This is a genomic window from uncultured Azohydromonas sp. (genome assembly GCF_937926365.1).
Taxonomy (GTDB): domain Bacteria; phylum Pseudomonadota; class Gammaproteobacteria; order Burkholderiales; family Burkholderiaceae_C; genus Azohydromonas.
Genome location: NZ_CALAOH010000224.1, coordinates 1 through 15,277, shown reverse-complemented (window position 1 = coordinate 15,277; position 15,277 = coordinate 1). Strand labels below are relative to the sequence as shown.

Sequence of the window (15,277 nt, the reverse complement as noted above, 5' to 3'; positions counted from 1 at the left end):
ATCGGGGTGGCTGGAAGGGTGGAGTACGGGCCGGACCGTCAGCCGGCGGGCGTCTTGTGGAACTGGCCCAGGGCGCGGATGCGTGCAAGGTCGTTGTTGAAGCTTCTCTTGTAATTGGGACCAAGCCAGGCGACGCTGCTGATAAGGCCGTCGCACACATAATGGCCGCGATATGGGGTGATGGCCGTCTGAATCGAGGCGCCGGACCCACCGATGATGTCCCGAATACGGTTGGTGAGGCCGACCACGCCGTAAGCCACTTCAGCGTCAGGGTCCATGAATATCGAGTGCGAGCGCGTGTCTCTCAAATATATCCAGTGCTTCAGCTCCAGCCCTCGTATGGCGGAAACAATTTCTTCCGATAGGGCGGGCGACTTTCCTGAAAGCGCCGCAAGAGCAGAGTCGAGCAGTGAGCGGTCAGCGAAGTATTTTGAGCGTGCAGCGACCAGCGTTTCCACCAGTTCCAGTTGTTGTTTGCCCGGCGATTGGCGGTCTATCTCAAGCAGGACCGATTTGTAGCCTTCAAGGAAGGCTGCGGCATCGTTGGGATCGAGGATCATTGGTGTTGAATTTTTGAAGTTTGGCTGGCAGGTGTCTGGGTATTTTGCCAAGCGTGGTGGCTGCGGGAATTGAGGATGCAGCTTCATGTCGTTTGGGCGCTGCCGTAGCGGCTCGCGGGCTTGGGGCCGCCTCTCCCGCTTCGCGCGCGAGGGGAGGCTGACGCCGCAGTCGGCGGGCGCCGGGCGGCGCGCCGGCAGGAGCAGCGCTTTCGCGCCGTGCAAGGTGCGATGCCGCAGTCAGGAGAGCCGTTCCGCTCGGCTACGATCCCCTTCAATGAGTGCTCTCACCTTGTTTTCCCCCTCCGGCGTGATTGCCAAGGCCACGCCGCTCAGGCGGGCCGTCAAGCGCCTCACGAACCTCGGCTTTGAGGTCAGCGTGGACGAGTCCGCGCTGGCGCGCTTCCAGCGCTTCGCGGGCGACGACGACACCCGGCTCGCGGCGCTGCACCGCATCGCCGAGGCTGCGCCCTCCATCGCCCTGGCCACGCGCGGCGGCTACGGCCTCACGCGGCTGCTGGACCGCATCGACTGGAAGCTGATGGCCCGCAGCGTGGAGCAGGGCACCCGATGGGTCGGCTACAGCGACGTCACCGCGCTGCAGCTTGGCCTGCTGGCCCACACCAAGGCCGAGAGCTGGGCCGGGCCGCTGGCCCTCGACGACTTCGGCAAGGACGACGCCGCCGGCGGCCTCGACGAGATCACCCCCGCCGTGTTCTGCGAAGCCATGAACGGCGAGCTGGAGGCCGTGGGCTTCCGCACCGAGGCCGGCTTCGACGGCCTGGAAGCCAAGGGCGTGCTCTGGGGCGGCAACCTCACCGTGCTGGGATCGATGCTGGGCACGCCGCATTGGCCCAAGGTGCGCGGCGGCATCCTGTTCCTGGAAGACGTCAACGAGCATCCCTACCGCGTCGAGCGGATGCTGCTGCAGCTGCAGCAGGCCGGGGTGCTGCAGCAGCAGAAGGCGGTGCTCCTGGGCCACTTCAGCGACTGGAAGATGTCGCCGCTCGACCGCGGCTACGGCCTCAAGCAGATGGTGGAAATGCTGCGCTCGGTCTGCGCCACGCCCATCCTCACCGGGCTGCCCTTCGGCCACGTCCCGACCAAGCTCTGCCTGCCCGTGGGCCGCAAGGTCACCCTCGTCGTGGACCGGCGCGACGTGTTCATCGGCTGGGAGCACACGCACGCCCATGACGCTCACCATCACGACCACCACGATCACGACGGTGGCTGCGATCACCCGCACTAGGCCCCGCGGCACGGGTTGAGGCGGGGGTGTTGGCCACCGAACAGCGGAGGAGCCAATGGCGTCGATTCCATTTCCTGCTTGCGACTTGAACAACTCCGTCACACCCGCGAAGGCGGGTGTCCACGAATACCGGGCGGCATCCCGGCCGGCGTGGATGCCCGCCTTCGCGGGCATGACGAGGTTTTTCAGTGGTCTTCGAGAGTCGGAATGAAGGTGCTTGAAGGACTGCGGTGTCTGCTGCTACTGGCGCTGCTCCTCCCGCTGGCCGCCTGCGACAACAGCCCGTACCCGCGCGGCACCGCCCAGAGCAACACGCTGCTCAACGCCTTCCAGGAGCGCAGCCCACGCTCGCTGGACCCCACCGTCTCCTACAGCAACAACGAGACGCCCTACACCTACCAGACCTACGAGCCGCTCTACGGCTACCACTACCTCAAGCGGCCCTACGCGCTGGTGCCCAAGGCGGCCGAGGCCATCGCCGAGCCGCAGTACCTGGACGCGCAGCGCCATCCGCTGCCGCATGACGCCGACCCGGCCCGCATCGCCTTCAGCGTCTACGACATCCGCATCCGCCCCGGCATCCTGTTCGCGCCGCACCCGGCCTTCGCCCGCGACGAGCAGGGCGCCCACCGTTACCACGCGCTCAAGCCCGGCGAGCTGGCCGGCCGGCGCAGCCCGCTGGACTTCGAGCACCAGGGCACGCGCGAGCTCACGGCCGAGGATTTCGTCTACGCCCTCAAGCGCCACGCCAGCCCGCGCGTGGAAGCCTCGGTGTTCGGCGTGTTCTCCGAGCACGTGCTGGGCTTGAAGGAATTCAACGCGCTGCTGCGCGCCGAGGACGCCAAGCTGCGCCGCGACCTCCCGCCCTCGGCCCTGGACAAACCCTTCCTGGACCTGCGCCGCTGGCCGCTGGAAGGCGCGCAGGCGCCTGAAAAACACCTGCTGCGCATCACGCTGCGGGGGAAGTACCCGCAATGGAAATACTGGATGGCCATGACCTTCATGGCGCCGGTGCCCTGGGAGGCCGATGCCTTCTATGCCCAGCCCGGCATGGTCAGCGCGGGGCTGAGCCTGTCGGCCTGGCCGGTGGGCACGGGGCCGTACATGCTGGTGGAGCGCATCACCGACCGCCGCCACGTGCTGCAGCGCAACCCCAATTTCCGCGGCGAGCCCTATCCCTGCGAGGGCATGCCCGGCGACAAGGAGGCCGGGCTGCTGGACGACTGCGGCAAGACCATGCCCTTCATCGACCGCATCGTCTCCACCAACGAGCGGGAGAAACTGCCGCACAAGGCGAAGTTCATCCAGGGCTACCTGGACGTGCCGGAGATCGAGCGCCCGGAGTGGGGCATCGAGTTCCTCAGCGACATGCAGGACTCCGCCGATACCCGCCGGCTCTACGAGCAGCGCGGCTTCATCTTTCCGAAGTCGGTGGACATCAGCATCAATTACCTGGGCTTCAACTGGCGCGACCCCGTCATCGGCCGCGGCGACACGCCGCAGCAGCAGGCCAGGAACCGCAAGCTGCGCCAGGCCATCTCCATCGCCATCGACTACGAGGAAGGTTACGGGCGCATCTTCGTCAACAAGGCCGGCGAGGCCGCGCACGGTCCGCTGCCCGCTGGCCTGTTCGGCTCGCGCCACGGCACGGTGGAGGGCCACAACCCGGTGACGCACAAGGTGGTGGACGGCAAGGTGCTGCGCCGCCCCATCGAGGAGGCCAAAAAGCTGCTGGCCGAGGCCGGCTACCCCGACGGGCGCGACGCGAAGACCGGCCGGCCGCTGGTGCTGTACTACGACTTCCAGCGCGTGCCCACGCCGGAGATCCGTGCCGAGCTGGACTGGCTCACGCGCCAGTTCGGCAAGCTCGGCATCCAGCTCGAAATCCGCGCCACGGACTACAACCAGTTCCAGGAAAAGATGCGCAACGGCCGTGCCCAGATCTTCAGCTGGGGCTGGCTGGCCGATTACCCGGACCCCGAGAATTTTCTGTTTCTGCTCTACGGCCCCAATGCCAAGGCGGGCCATGACGGCGAGAACGCCGCCAACTACGAGAACCCGGAGTACGACCGGCTCTACAAGCGCATGCAGTCGCTGGACGACGGTCCCGAGCGCCAGGCCGTGATCGACAAGATGGTGGACATCGTGCGCGAGGACGCGCCCTGGGCCTGGGGCGTGTTCCCCTACGCCGCCGCCGCGTTCCAGCCCTGGGTGCACAACGGCAAGCCCAGCCTGCTGGTGCGCGACATGGCCAAGTACTACCGGCTCGATACCGCCATGCGCGCCGAGCGCTGGGCGGCGTGGAACCGTCCGGTGTGGTGGCCGCTGCTGCTGTTGCCGCTGGCGCTGCTGGCGCTGGCGTGGCGGCTGCGCACGCACTGGCGCGCGAAGGAGTCGGCCTCGGGCCGCAGCGCCGAGTTGCCGGCGCGGCCGGTGGCCGGGGAGGGCACCGTATGACCAGCGCCATCCTGCGTCGCGCGCTCTACGCGGTGCTGGTGCTGGTGGGCGTCAACCTGATGACCTTCCTGCTCTTCTTCACGCTCAACACGCCGGACGACATGGCGCGGCTGAACATCGGCGGGCGCCGCGTCAGCCCCGAGCAGATCGAGACCTGGAAGGCCGTGCGCGGCTACGACCAGCCGCTGATGTGGAACGAGCAGGCCGAAGGCGCTGAAAAACTCACCCGCACCGTGTTCTGGCAGCGCTCGGTGTCGCTGCTGTGGCTGGACTTCGGCCGCTCGGACTCGCAGAACGCGGTGGACATCGGCCAGGAGATCCGCACCCGCATGCTGGTGAGCCTGCAGCTGGCGGTGCCGATATTCGTGCTGCAGCTCATCGCCTCGGTGGGCTTCGCGCTGGTGCTGGTGTTTTTTCGTCACTCGCGCGTCGACTTCTGGGGCGTGGTGCTGTGCGTGCTGATGCTGTCCATCAGCAGCCTCTTCTACATCATCGTCGGCCAGCTGCTGTTCTCGCGCGTGTTGAAACTGGTGCCGATCTCCGGCTGGGCGCCGGGGCTGGACGCCGTGAAATTCCTGGTGCTGCCCGTCGCCCTGAGCCTGCTGGCACGCCTGGGCGGCGAGGCGCGGCTCTACCGCGCCATGCTGCTGGAGGAGGTCAGCAAGGACCACGTGCGCACCGCCCGCGCCAAGGGTCTAAGCGAGCCCGCCGTGCTGGTGCGGCACGTGCTGCCCAACGCGATGATTCCCATCCTCACCAGCGCCGGCTCGTACCTGCCTTACGTGTTCCTGGGCAGCCTGTTGTTCGAAAGCTTCTTCGGCATTCCGGGGCTGGGCGCCTACGTGGTGGACGCGATCTCGGCGCAGGACTTCGCCGTCGTGCGCGCCATGGTGTTCCTGGGCTCGCTGCTCTATGTCGCGGCGTTTCTCTTGATCGACATCGCCTACACCTGGGTCGATCCCCGGGTGCGGCTGGAGTAGCGCCGTGCCGAAGCTCGTGCTGCTGTGGACCGACGCCGTGCTGTGGCTGCTGCTGGCCGCGCTGGCCTTCTACGGCTGGCGGCTGCGGCGGCTGCCTCCCCTGCGCGCGCCCTGGCGCCGCCTGATGCACGACGCGCCGGCGCTGTGCGCGCTGATCGTCTTCGCCGTGTTCGCCGTCGTGGCGCTGCTGGACAGCATCCACTTCCGCCGCGCGCTGCCGCCCACGGCCAGCGGCGAGGTTTTCCATGCCACGCGCACCGAGAGCCTGCTCGATGAACTGCTGGCGCGGCCCATCGCCATGCGCGAGTCCAGCTACTCCGCGCCGCTGGCGGCGGTGGCTTTCAACCGCCAGAGCGTGGAGCAGGGCGGCACGGTGGTGCGCACCTTCCCGCGCCTGCAGCACGGCGGCGCGCACCTGGCGGACCCGCAGCGCGACCGCGCCGGCGACATCGCCCGTCGCGCGCTGGCCGGCGCCGCGGGCGGTTTGATCGTGGCGGCGGGCCTGTTCGCGCTGACGGCGGGGTGGCGTGCGCGGCGCAAGGGCATCCCGTGGCGCTGGGCGCTGGAGGACGTGGTGCGCGACCGCACCCGCGTGCCGCTGCGCGCCGCGCTGCTGTGCGCCACGGCGCTGTGCCTGCTGGCCGGGGTGGTGGCCGCGCTGATGAGTCATTACCACGTGCTGGGCACGGACCGCACCGGCAACGACGTGCTGGTGCAGGCGCTCAAGAGCGTGCGCACGGCCTTCGTCATCGGCAGCCTGGCCACCATCGCCACGCTGCCGCTGGCGCTGGTGCTGGGCATCGTGGCGGGCTACCTGCGCGGCTGGGCGGACGCGGTGATCCAGTACGTCTACACGGTGCTTTCGGCGGTGCCCAACGTGCTGCTGATCGCCGCTTGCGTGCTGATGGTGCAGGTGTTCATCGACCAGCATCCGGAACTGTTCGCCACCGGTGCCGAGCGCAGCGACCTGCGGCTGTTCCTGCTGTGCCTGATCCTGGGCCTGACCGGCTGGGCGACCCTGTGCCGGCTGCTGCGCGCGGAGACCCTGAAGCTGCGCGAGATGGAGTACGTGCAGGCGGCCACGGCCTTCGGGCTGCCGGTGGGGCGGATCATGCTGCGGCACATCCTGCCCAACACGCTGCACCTGGTGCTGATCACGACGGTGCTCGATTTCTCGGCGCTGGTGCTGTACGAGGCGGTGCTGAGCTACGTGGGCGTGGGCGTGGACCCGTCGCTCAACAGCTTCGGCGGGATGATCAACCTGGCCCGCAGCGAGATGAGCCGCGATCCGCTGGTGTGGTGGAGCTTCACCAGCGCCTTCGTCTTCATGCTGGCGCTGGTGCTGTCGGCGAACCTGCTGGCGGATGGGGTCAGGGATGCCTTCGACCCGCGGGCGCGGGCGTTGAGGGTGAGGAAGGGGTGAGGGGGTGGTAAGCGAGCGCATGGCGGTTCTGGGAACACACAGCGGCCTGCTGCAGGCCGTCAGCTCGAATGCCACGCCCTCCACACCGCCATGCCCGCGAAGGCGGGCATCCACGAGTGCCGCGGTCTTCGCCTTGGAGAGGCATTGCAGCGCGGGGATGTTCCCAGGCCGCACCTCGGTATTCGTGGATTCCCGCCTGCGCGGGAATGACGAAGTAGGGAGCGGGCTGGGCCAGCTGACGGCCAACAACGGGTATCAGCCATGAACACCGTCCCGCCCACCCGCTCCTCCGCCCCCTCCAGCCACCTCGAAGCCCACGCCCTCGACGTCCGCATCGACACCGAGTCCGGCAGCCTGGCCGTGGTGGACGCGCTCACGCTCTCGCTGGCGCAGGGCCAGACCGTGGCGCTGGTGGGAGAAAGCGGCTGCGGCAAGAGCATCACCGCGCTGGCGCTGATGCGGCTGCTGCCCGAGGCCGGGCGCATCGTCGGCGGGCAGGTGAAGCTGGATGGGCAGGACCTGCTGGCGCTGCCCGAGTCCGGCATGCGCCCGTTGCGGGGCAAGCGCATCGGCATGATCTTCCAGGAGCCCGCCACCAGCCTGGACCCGGTGATGACGGTGGGCGATCAGCTCGTCGAGGCCATCGAGCGCCACCTGCCGCTGCGCGGCAACGCGGCGCGCGAGCGGGCGCGGCAGTGGCTGCGGCGCGTGGGGCTGCCGGAGCGCGCTTTCGAAAGCTACCCGTTCGCGCTCAGCGGCGGGCAGAAGCAGCGCGTGATGATCGCCATGGTGCTGGCCACCGAGCCGGACTACCTGCTGGCCGACGAGCCCACCACGGCGCTGGACGTGACCGTGCAGGCGCAGGTGATGGCGCTGCTGCGCGAGCTGCAGCGCGAGCACGGCCTGGGGCTTTTGTTGATCACGCACGATCTGGCGCTGGTCTCGGGCTTCGCACAGCAGGTGGCGCTGATGTACGCCGGGCAGCTGGTGGAGCTGGCGCCGGCGGATGCCTTCTTCCGCGCGCCGGCGCACCCGTATGCGCAGGCGCTGCTGCGCGCGCTGCCCGATGCGCGGCGGCGCGACGAAGCGCTGGCGGCCATCGCGGGCAGCGTGCCGGGGCTGTCGGAGCGGCTGAGCGGCTGCCGTTTCAAATTGCGCTGCCCGCACGCCATGCCGGTGTGCAACGGCCCGGTGCCGCTGTACCGGCCCGATGCGGGCCGGCAGGTGCGCTGCGTGTTGTACGCGCCCGGCGCGGTGCCGCCGTCGCCGCGCGAAACGGCCGAGGCGCTGCAGCCAACGGTGGACACGTTGGCGCGAGAGGATGCGGGCTCAACCGAAGCGGCGCCGCTGCTGCTGCAGGTGAAGAACCTGTCGGTGGGCTTCCCGGTGCGCAAGGGCCTGTTCCGCCGCGTGGTGGGGCATGTGGAGGCGCTGCGCGATGTGAGCTTCGACATGCGCGCCGGCCGCACGCTGGCGCTGGTGGGCGAGAGCGGCAGCGGCAAGACCACCACGGGCAAGGCGATCGTGCAGCTGCTGCGGCGCCAGGCGCGGGTGACGGGGCAGGCGCTGCTGGACGGGCGCGACCTGTTCGCCCTGCAGGGTGACGAGTTGCGCGCCGCGCGCGCGCAGGCGCAGATCGTGTTCCAGGACCCGTTCGGCTCGCTCAACCCGCGGCTGCGCGTGGCCGAGCTGCTGGAGGAGGGTTTAAGGGCGCTGCTGCCGCAGCTCGGCGCCGAGGAGCGGATGGCGCGCGTGGAGGCGCTGGCACGCCAGGTGGGCCTGCCCGCCGATGCGTTGCGGCGCTGGCCGCACGAGTTCTCGGGCGGGCAGCGGCAGCGCATCGCGATCGCCCGCGCGCTGGCGGTGCAGCCCCGGCTGCTGGTGTGCGATGAGCCGACCTCGGCGCTGGACGTGTCGGTGCAGGCTCAGATCCTGAACCTGCTGCGCGAGCTGCAGCAGCGGCTCGGCCTGGCCTATCTGTTCATCACGCACAACATCGGCGTGGTGGGCTACCTGGCGCACGAGGTGGCGGTGATGCAGGCCGGCCGCATCGTGGAACTTGGCCCGGCCGAGCAGGTGCTGCAGGACCCGCGGCACGAGTACACCAAGAGCCTGCTGGCGGCGGTGCCGCGGCTGGTGGTGCAGGGGGCTTGAGGCCCGTTGCAGCGTGATCCCGGCCGGCCTTCCCAATCTCACTTCGGCGGCATCCGGATCGCCCCGTCCAGCCGGATCGTCTCGCCGTTGAGCATCTCGTTGGTGACGATCTGGTGCACGAGCTTGGCGTAGTCGGCCGGGCGGCCCAGGCGCGCGGGGAAGGGCACGCTGGCGGCCAGCGCGTCCTGCACCTCCTGCGGCATGGCTTCCAGCATCGGCGTGCCGAAGATGCCCGGGGCGATGGTCACGCAGCGGATGCCGTGGCGCGCCAGGTCGCGCGCCAGCGGCAGCGTCATGCCCGCCACGCCGGCCTTGCTGGCGGCATAGGCCGCCTGGCCGATCTGGCCGTCGAAGGCCGCCACGCTGGCGGTGTTGATCAGCACGCCGCGCTCGCCGGTGGCTTCGGGCTCGTTGGCGCACATGGCCTCGGCGGCCAGGCGGCACATGTTGAAGGTGCCCACCAGGTTGACGTTGATGACCTTGGAGAAGAGTCCCAATGCGTGCGCACCTTCCTTGCCCACCACGCGCGCCGCAGGCGCAATGCCGGCGCAGTTGACCAGCCCCACCAGCTTGCCCAGCGACACCGCCTGCTGCACCACGGCGCGGGCGTCCGCCTCCTGGCTGACGTCGCACTTCACGAAGCTGGCGCCCAGCTCCGCGGCCAGCGCCGCGCCCTTGTCGAGCTGCAGGTCCGCCAGCACGACCTTGGCGCCCTCGCGCGCGAGCATGCGCGCCGTGCCTTCGCCCAGGCCCGAGGCCGCGCCGGTGACGATGAAAACCTTGCCTGCGATGTCCATGTCTGTCTCCTTGTGTGATTTCGGGTTTCGCTTGCCAGTGACGTATGCCGTTCGTCCCCGAGGATCGAAGGATGAACGGTGCCTGCGGCGGGCTTGCACGCAGGCGTGAAAAAGCCGCCCGGGGGCGGCTTTTCTACAACGCTTGTGAGCTCAGGCGCCGAGGGCTTCCAGGGCGCGGGCGGTGATCTCGTCCACCGAGCCCTGGCCGCTGATCTTGGCGTAGCGCGGGGCCTGCGCGTCGCCAGTGGCGGCCCAGCTGGCGTAGTAGTCCACCAGCGGACGGGTCTGGCTCTGGTAGACCTGCAGGCGCTTGCGCACGGTCTCTTCCTTGTCGTCGTCGCGCTGGATCAGCGCTTCGCCGGTCTCGTCGTCCACGCCCTCGACCTTGGGCGGGTTGAACTTGACGTGGTAGGTGCGGCCCGAGGCCACGTGCACGCGGCGGCCGGCCATGCGCTCGATGATGGCCTCATCGGGCACGTCGATCTCCAGCACCACGTCCAGCTTCACGCCGGCGTCGCGCATGGCTTGCGCCTGGGGAATGGTGCGGGGGAAGCCGTCGAACAGGAAGCCGTTGGCGCAGTCGGGCTGGGCGATGCGGTCCTTGACCAGGCCGATGATGATCTCGTCGCTGACCAGGCCGCCGGCGTCCATCACCTTCTTGGCTTCCAGGCCCAGCGGGGTACCGGCCTTCACGGCCGCGCGCAGCATGTCGCCCGTGGAGATCTGCGGAATCCCGAATTTCTTGCAGATGAAGGCTGCTTGCGTACCTTTGCCGGCGCCCGGTGCGCCCAGAAGAATGAGTCTCATGGCTTCCTTGAATGTTTGATGGCCCCTTTGGGAAAGGCGCCTGTTCGCGGCCAGGGCGGCCGTGTTGTCTCGGTCGAGAATAACATGCACGTCTTTGCGCCAAACTGACGCCAAGCAAGCGAAAAGACCTATTCGGGCCTGGATTTCGCGTGACGCTCGTCACGCAATCGGCTCACTGGCGCAGGGGTCGTCAGGGGCTCGTCAGCATGTGCGGGCTCAGGTATTGAGCCTGCGATGCGCCCGCGACGGGCGCACGGACTCAGACCGCGCTCAACCGCCGGCCAGCAGCGCGCGCACGCGCTCCAGGTCCTCGGCCGTGTCCACGCCGGGGCCGGGCGCGCGCCGCGTCACGTGCACGGCGATGCGCTCGCCATGCCAGAGCACGCGCAACTGCTCCAGCGATTCGATGCGCTCCAGCGGCGAGGTATCCAGCGCCGGGAAGCGGCGCAGGAAGCCGGCGCGGTAGGCGTAGAGGCCGATATGGCGCAGCGGCGCCGGGCTCGGCAGCGCGCCCGGCGGCACGGCGTCGCGCCAGAAGGGCACGCTGGCGCGGGTGAAGTACAGGGCGCGGCCCGCCGCGTCGAGCACCACTTTCACCACGTTGGGGCTGCGGAAATCGGCTTCGCTCTCGATGGCGTGGGCGGCGGTGCTCATCACGCAGTCGTCGCGCACGCGCAGCAGCTTGGCGCAGCCGTCGATCAGTGCGGGGTCGATCAGCGGCTCGTCGCCCTGCACATTGACCACGATGTCCTCGCCGTCCAGGCCCAGCAGCGTGCAGGCCTGGGCCAGGCGGTCGCTGCCGTTGGCGTGGTCCTTGGCGGTGAGCACGGCCTCGACGTTGTTGCGCGCGCAGGCCAGCAGGATGCGGTCGTCGTCGGCCGCAACCACCACGCGCCGGGCGCCGGAGAGCGCGGCGCGCTGCGCCACGCGCACCACCATCGGCAGCCCGCCGATGTCGGCCAGTGGCTTGTTGGGCAGCCTGGTGGAGGCCATCCGTGCCGGGATCAGGACGGTGAAGTCCTCGTCGCGCACGGTGCTCATACGGCCGCCGCGTCGCCGGGGGTGGGCGCTACCGGGGCCGGCGCATCCAGCGCGCGGGCGTCGGTTTCAAGCATCACGGGCAGGCCGTCGCGGATCGGGAAGGCCAGCCGGTCGGCCGGGCAGACCAGCTCGCGCGGCTGCAACTGCGTGTCGCGCAGCAGTTCCAGCGGGCCCTTGCACACCGGGCATACCAGCAGTTCGATCAATCGGTGGTCAAGGCTCATGGGGGACAGAAGGTGATGCGGGAAGCAGCCGGGCCAGCTCGGCCACGAAGCCGTCGGGGAGGGCGAAGTCTAGCGCCACGACCCACACGCGCGACCCGGGGCAGCGCGCCGCATCGAGCTTGATGGCGTCCTTCTCGGTCAGCACCACGTCGGGCGTGCCCGGCGGCCAAGGCAGCGTGGCGTAGTCGTGATGGTCGGCCACGGGGCAGGGCGTGAGGCTCAACCCCTGAGCCTGCAGCATGGCGAAGAAACGCTGTGGCGCGCCGATGCCGGCCGCGGCCACCACCGGCCGCCCGCGCAGGGCATGCAGCGCTTCGAGGCTGGACGGCCGGCCCGCCCACCAGTCGGCCAGTTCCACCGCGCCGGCCAGGCGGCGCTGCGCGCACCAGCCCGGCAGCGGCGTGCTGGGCGCCGCGGCGTTGTAGAGCACCAGGCTGCGCGGCGGCACGGCTTCGGGCAGCCGCTGGCGCAGCGGTCCGGCGGGAAGGGGCAGACCGTTGCCCGCGCCACGATCGTCGAAGACGATCACCTGCGCGTCGCGCGCCAGGCGCCAGTGCTGCAGCCCGTCGTCGGCCAGCAGCAGGTTCATCTCGGGATGCGTCGCGCGCAGCGCGCGGGCGGCGGCCAGCCGGTCGCGGCCCACCACCACCGGCGCGCCGCTGCGCAGGTGGATCAGCAGGGGCTCGTCGCCCACCTCGCGCGCGGCGCTGTCGCGCCGCACGGCCGCCACGGCGGCGCCGTCGCGGCCATGGCCGCGCGAGATCACGCCCGGCGTCCAGCCCAGGGCGCGCAGCGCGTGCACCAGCGCGATGACGGTGGGCGTCTTGCCCGCGCCGCCGACGATGAGGTTGCCCACCACCACCACCGGCAGCCCGGTGCTTTCAGGCACTGTCGCGCGGCGCCGGCGCTCGGCCAGCGTCTCGTACAGGGTGGAAAGCGGCTGCAGCAGCCGCGCGCCGGCCGTGGGTGACGCTTGCCACCACTGGCGCTGCAGCCAGTCGCCCGCGCGCGCCAGCGCGCCGCCGCTGGGCTCATTCCTTGTGTTGCTCGTCAATGCAGTATTCCGTTCGTCCTGAGGTATCGAAGGATGAACGGCCCCTTCCGGGGTGCAACCATCGCAGCCTCGCGGATTCGCCCTTCGATACCTCAGGGCGAACGGGTCATCTCACATCCAAAGTGGAATCGAACTCAATGTTGCGCACCGGCCTGCGTGGCAAAGGTCAGCCTGGAGAGCCCGCTGCGCCGCGCCGCGTCCAGCACGTTGACCACCGACTGGTGCGCGGCCGTGGCGTCGGCGCTGATGATCACCATCGGCTGGCTCAGGCCCTGCGCAGCGGTGCGCAGCTCGGCGGCCAGCACTTCCACGCTGCGGCCTTCAACCGGGCGCTGGTTGATGGCGTAACGGCCGTCGGCGGCCACGGCCACGATGATCTCCTGCGGGCGCTGCGGCAGCGGCTGCGCGCCGGCCGCGGGCAGCGTCACGTCCAGCGCCGTGAAGCGGCTGTAGGTGGTGGACAGCATCAGGAAGATCAGCACCACCAGCAGCACGTCGATGAATGGGATCAGGTTGATCTCCGGTTCCTCGGGCCGCGGCTTGCGGAAGTTCATCGCGCGTTCTCCGGCGGCTTCAATTCACTCACGGGTCAGGCGGCGCGTGCGGCGTGGTGCAGCAGCAGCGGCAGCAGCCGCTCGGCCGCTTGCTCCAGCGCCATCGCGTAGTCCTCCACGCGGCGGCGGAAGTGGCGGTAGAACAGCAGCGCGGGGATCGCGATGGCCAAGCCGAAGGCGGTGTTGTAGAGCGCTACCGAGATGCCGTGCGCGATCTGCTGCGGGTTGCTGCCGCCCCCTGGCGTCTGGCTGCCGAAGAGCTCGATCATGCCCACCACGGTGCCGAACAGCCCCAGCAGCGGCGCGGCCGAGGCGATGCTGCCCAGCGCGCTGAGGTAGCGCTCCAGCTCGTGCACTGCCGCGCGCCCGGCACTTTCGAAGGACTGGCGCAGGCCGCCCTCGTCGATGCGCGGCTGCTGCATCGCGCTGCGCAGCCCCGCAGCCAGCACCTCGCCCAGCACCGAATGCTCCTGCAGCTTCTGCACCACGTCGGGCGCGGGCAGGCCACCGCGCGCGAGTTGCAGCACCTCGTCCAGCAGCTTGGGCGGCACGATGCGCGCGGTGCGCAGGCTCATGAGCCTTTCGATGATCAGTGCCATGGCCAGCACCGAGCACAGCAGCAGCGGCCAGATGGGCCAGCCGGCGGCTTGTATGATCGAAAACAAGGGCGTCCCCGGGTCGTTGCGTTGGACAAAGACAGGCCCGGGACTGCTGCGCATGGAACTGGGCCACCCGGACGGACCGGCGATTATGCCGAAGGCCTCCCGCAGGCCCGCTGGCGCCGGGGTGGGGCGCCGCATCTGTCCACCGTTGCTGTGAACAAGTTTGTGGGCAGCATCGGGACAGCGCACCGAAGTGCCTGTCAGCCCGGGCCGCGGCTTGCGCTGCGGCATTTTTCAGCACCGACTTCTGAAACTCATCTTGGAGAACCGCATGGCCGAGCCGAGCACGATGGCGCGCCAGGTGTGGGGCGTGGCGGCGCTGCTGCTGGCCATGGGCGACGCGCTGGCGGCGCGCTTCGGCGCGTGCAGCGTGCGCGGCGAGCTCTCGGGCTTCACGCGCGCGGCCAGCGGGCACTGCTACTTCACGCTCAAGGACGCGGACGGGCAGGCCGCCGCGCTGCGCTGCGCGATGTTCCGCCGCGCCGCCTCGCTGGTGGACTTCAACCCGCGCGACGGCCAGCAGGTGGAGCTGCGCGGGCGCATCGCGCTGTACGAGCCGCGCGGCGAGCTGCAGTTCGTGGTCGAGGCCATGCAGCTCGTGGGCACGGGCTCACTGTACGAGCAGTTCCTGCGATTGAAAGAGCGGTTGCAGGCGCAGGGCCTGTTCGATGCGGAGCGCAAGCGTCCGCTGCCGCGCTTTCCGGCGCGCGTGGGCGTGGTCACCTCGCTGGCTGCCGCGGCGCTGCGCGACGTGCTCACCACGCTGGCGCGGCGCGCGCCGCAGGTGGAGGTCGTCATCTATCCCAGCCCGGTGCAGGGCGCCGAGGCGCCGGCGGCGCTGGTGGCCGCGCTGCAGCTGGCCAACCAGCGCCGCGAGGTGGACGTGCTGATCCTGTGCCGCGGCGGCGGCTCGCTGGAGGATTTGTGGGCCTTCAACGAAGAGCGCGTGGTGTTTGCCGTGGCCGAGAGCGGGATCCCGCTGGTGTGCGGCGTGGGCCACGAAACCGACGTGAGCCTGGCCGACTTCGCGGCCGACCTGCGCGCGCCCACGCCCACCGCCGCGGCCGAGCTGGTGGCGCCGGCGCAGGCCGAGGCGCTGGAGCAGCTGGCCACGCTGGCGCGGCGCATGCGCCGCCAGGTGCAGCGCCAGCTCGAACGCCAGGCGCAGGACCTGGACCAGCGCGCGCTGCAGCTCGCTCGCCCCGGCGCCGTGCTGGCGCGCCATGCGCAGCAACTGGATCGGCTGGAGGAGCGCGCGCGCCACGCGCTGCGGCACGCGCTGCAGCGTGCGGCCGAGGCGCCGCAGCGCCTGGCCGCG

Annotated in this window: 14 protein-coding genes; 6 read left to right on the top strand and 8 right to left on the bottom strand. The window is 70.0% G+C overall.

Annotated features, from left to right (window positions below; genetic code table 11):
- Positions 1-38 precede the first annotated feature (38 nt).
- Positions 39-647: a hypothetical protein gene (locus Q0741_RS24660; RefSeq protein WP_298235844.1), complete on the bottom strand. Its 609-nt coding sequence runs from the start codon at positions 645-647 to the stop codon at positions 39-41.
- Between the two features lie 187 nt (positions 648-834).
- Between Q0741_RS24660 and Q0741_RS24655 the strand changes: the two genes are divergently transcribed.
- The 5 genes from Q0741_RS24655 (at position 835) to Q0741_RS24635 (ending at position 8,820) form a co-directional block, all read left to right on the top strand.
- Positions 835-1,806 carry an LD-carboxypeptidase gene (locus Q0741_RS24655; protein WP_298235843.1) on the top strand — a complete coding sequence of 324 codons (972 nt, stop codon included), beginning with the start codon at positions 835-837 and terminating at the stop codon, positions 1,804-1,806.
- A 207-nt stretch (positions 1,807-2,013) separates the two neighbouring features.
- Positions 2,014-4,263 (top strand): ABC transporter substrate-binding protein, encoded by a 2,250-nt coding sequence (locus Q0741_RS24650; RefSeq protein ID WP_298235842.1) that lies wholly within the window; start codon positions 2,014-2,016, stop codon positions 4,261-4,263.
- Positions 4,260-5,243, top strand: coding sequence for an ABC transporter permease (locus Q0741_RS24645; protein WP_298235841.1), 984 nt, complete (start codon positions 4,260-4,262; stop codon positions 5,241-5,243). The genes Q0741_RS24650 and Q0741_RS24645 overlap by 4 nt, the downstream gene beginning before the upstream one ends.
- Positions 5,244-5,247: 4 nt before the next feature.
- Positions 5,248-6,666, top strand: coding sequence for an ABC transporter permease (locus tag Q0741_RS24640; protein ID WP_298235840.1), 1,419 nt, complete (start codon positions 5,248-5,250; stop codon positions 6,664-6,666).
- Between the two features lie 261 nt (positions 6,667-6,927).
- A complete protein-coding gene (locus Q0741_RS24635) occupies positions 6,928-8,820 on the top strand; it encodes an ABC transporter ATP-binding protein (protein WP_298235839.1) in 1,893 nt (630 codons plus the stop codon).
- Positions 8,821-8,858: 38 nt separating this feature from the next.
- Here Q0741_RS24635 and Q0741_RS24630 read toward each other — a convergent pair whose 3' ends face one another.
- From Q0741_RS24630 to Q0741_RS24600, 7 genes are all read right to left on the bottom strand, one after another.
- Positions 8,859-9,617 carry a 3-hydroxyacyl-CoA dehydrogenase gene (locus Q0741_RS24630; protein WP_298235838.1) on the bottom strand — a complete coding sequence of 253 codons (759 nt, stop codon included), beginning with the start codon at positions 9,615-9,617 and terminating at the stop codon, positions 8,859-8,861.
- 150 nt (positions 9,618-9,767) lie between these two features.
- Entirely contained in the window at positions 9,768-10,424 is a 657-nt protein-coding gene (gene adk / locus Q0741_RS24625) for an adenylate kinase (RefSeq protein WP_298235837.1), read from the bottom strand.
- A 270-nt stretch (positions 10,425-10,694) separates the two neighbouring features.
- The gene (gene kdsB, locus Q0741_RS24620; protein WP_298235836.1) at positions 10,695-11,465 is read right to left on the bottom strand and encodes a 3-deoxy-manno-octulosonate cytidylyltransferase; all 771 of its coding nucleotides are present in this window, start codon (positions 11,463-11,465) and stop codon (positions 10,695-10,697) included.
- The gene (locus tag Q0741_RS24615; protein WP_298235835.1) at positions 11,462-11,689 is read right to left on the bottom strand and encodes a Trm112 family protein; all 228 of its coding nucleotides are present in this window, start codon (positions 11,687-11,689) and stop codon (positions 11,462-11,464) included. The genes kdsB and Q0741_RS24615 overlap by 4 nt, the downstream gene beginning before the upstream one ends.
- Positions 11,679-12,743: a tetraacyldisaccharide 4'-kinase gene (gene lpxK, locus Q0741_RS24610; RefSeq protein ID WP_298235834.1), complete on the bottom strand. Its 1,065-nt coding sequence runs from the start codon at positions 12,741-12,743 to the stop codon at positions 11,679-11,681. Before lpxK ends, Q0741_RS24615 begins: the two co-directional genes overlap by 11 nt.
- 134 nt (positions 12,744-12,877) lie before the next feature.
- Positions 12,878-13,297 (bottom strand): biopolymer transporter ExbD, encoded by a 420-nt coding sequence (locus Q0741_RS24605; RefSeq protein WP_298235833.1) that lies wholly within the window; start codon positions 13,295-13,297, stop codon positions 12,878-12,880.
- Positions 13,298-13,332: 35 nt separating this feature from the next.
- A complete protein-coding gene (locus Q0741_RS24600) occupies positions 13,333-13,962 on the bottom strand; it encodes a MotA/TolQ/ExbB proton channel family protein (protein WP_298235832.1) in 630 nt (209 codons plus the stop codon).
- 268 nt (positions 13,963-14,230) lie between these two features.
- Between Q0741_RS24600 and xseA the strand changes: the two genes are divergently transcribed.
- On the top strand, positions 14,231-15,277 hold a 1,047-nt coding region (xseA, locus tag Q0741_RS24595; protein ID WP_298235831.1), incomplete at its 3' end, for an exodeoxyribonuclease VII large subunit.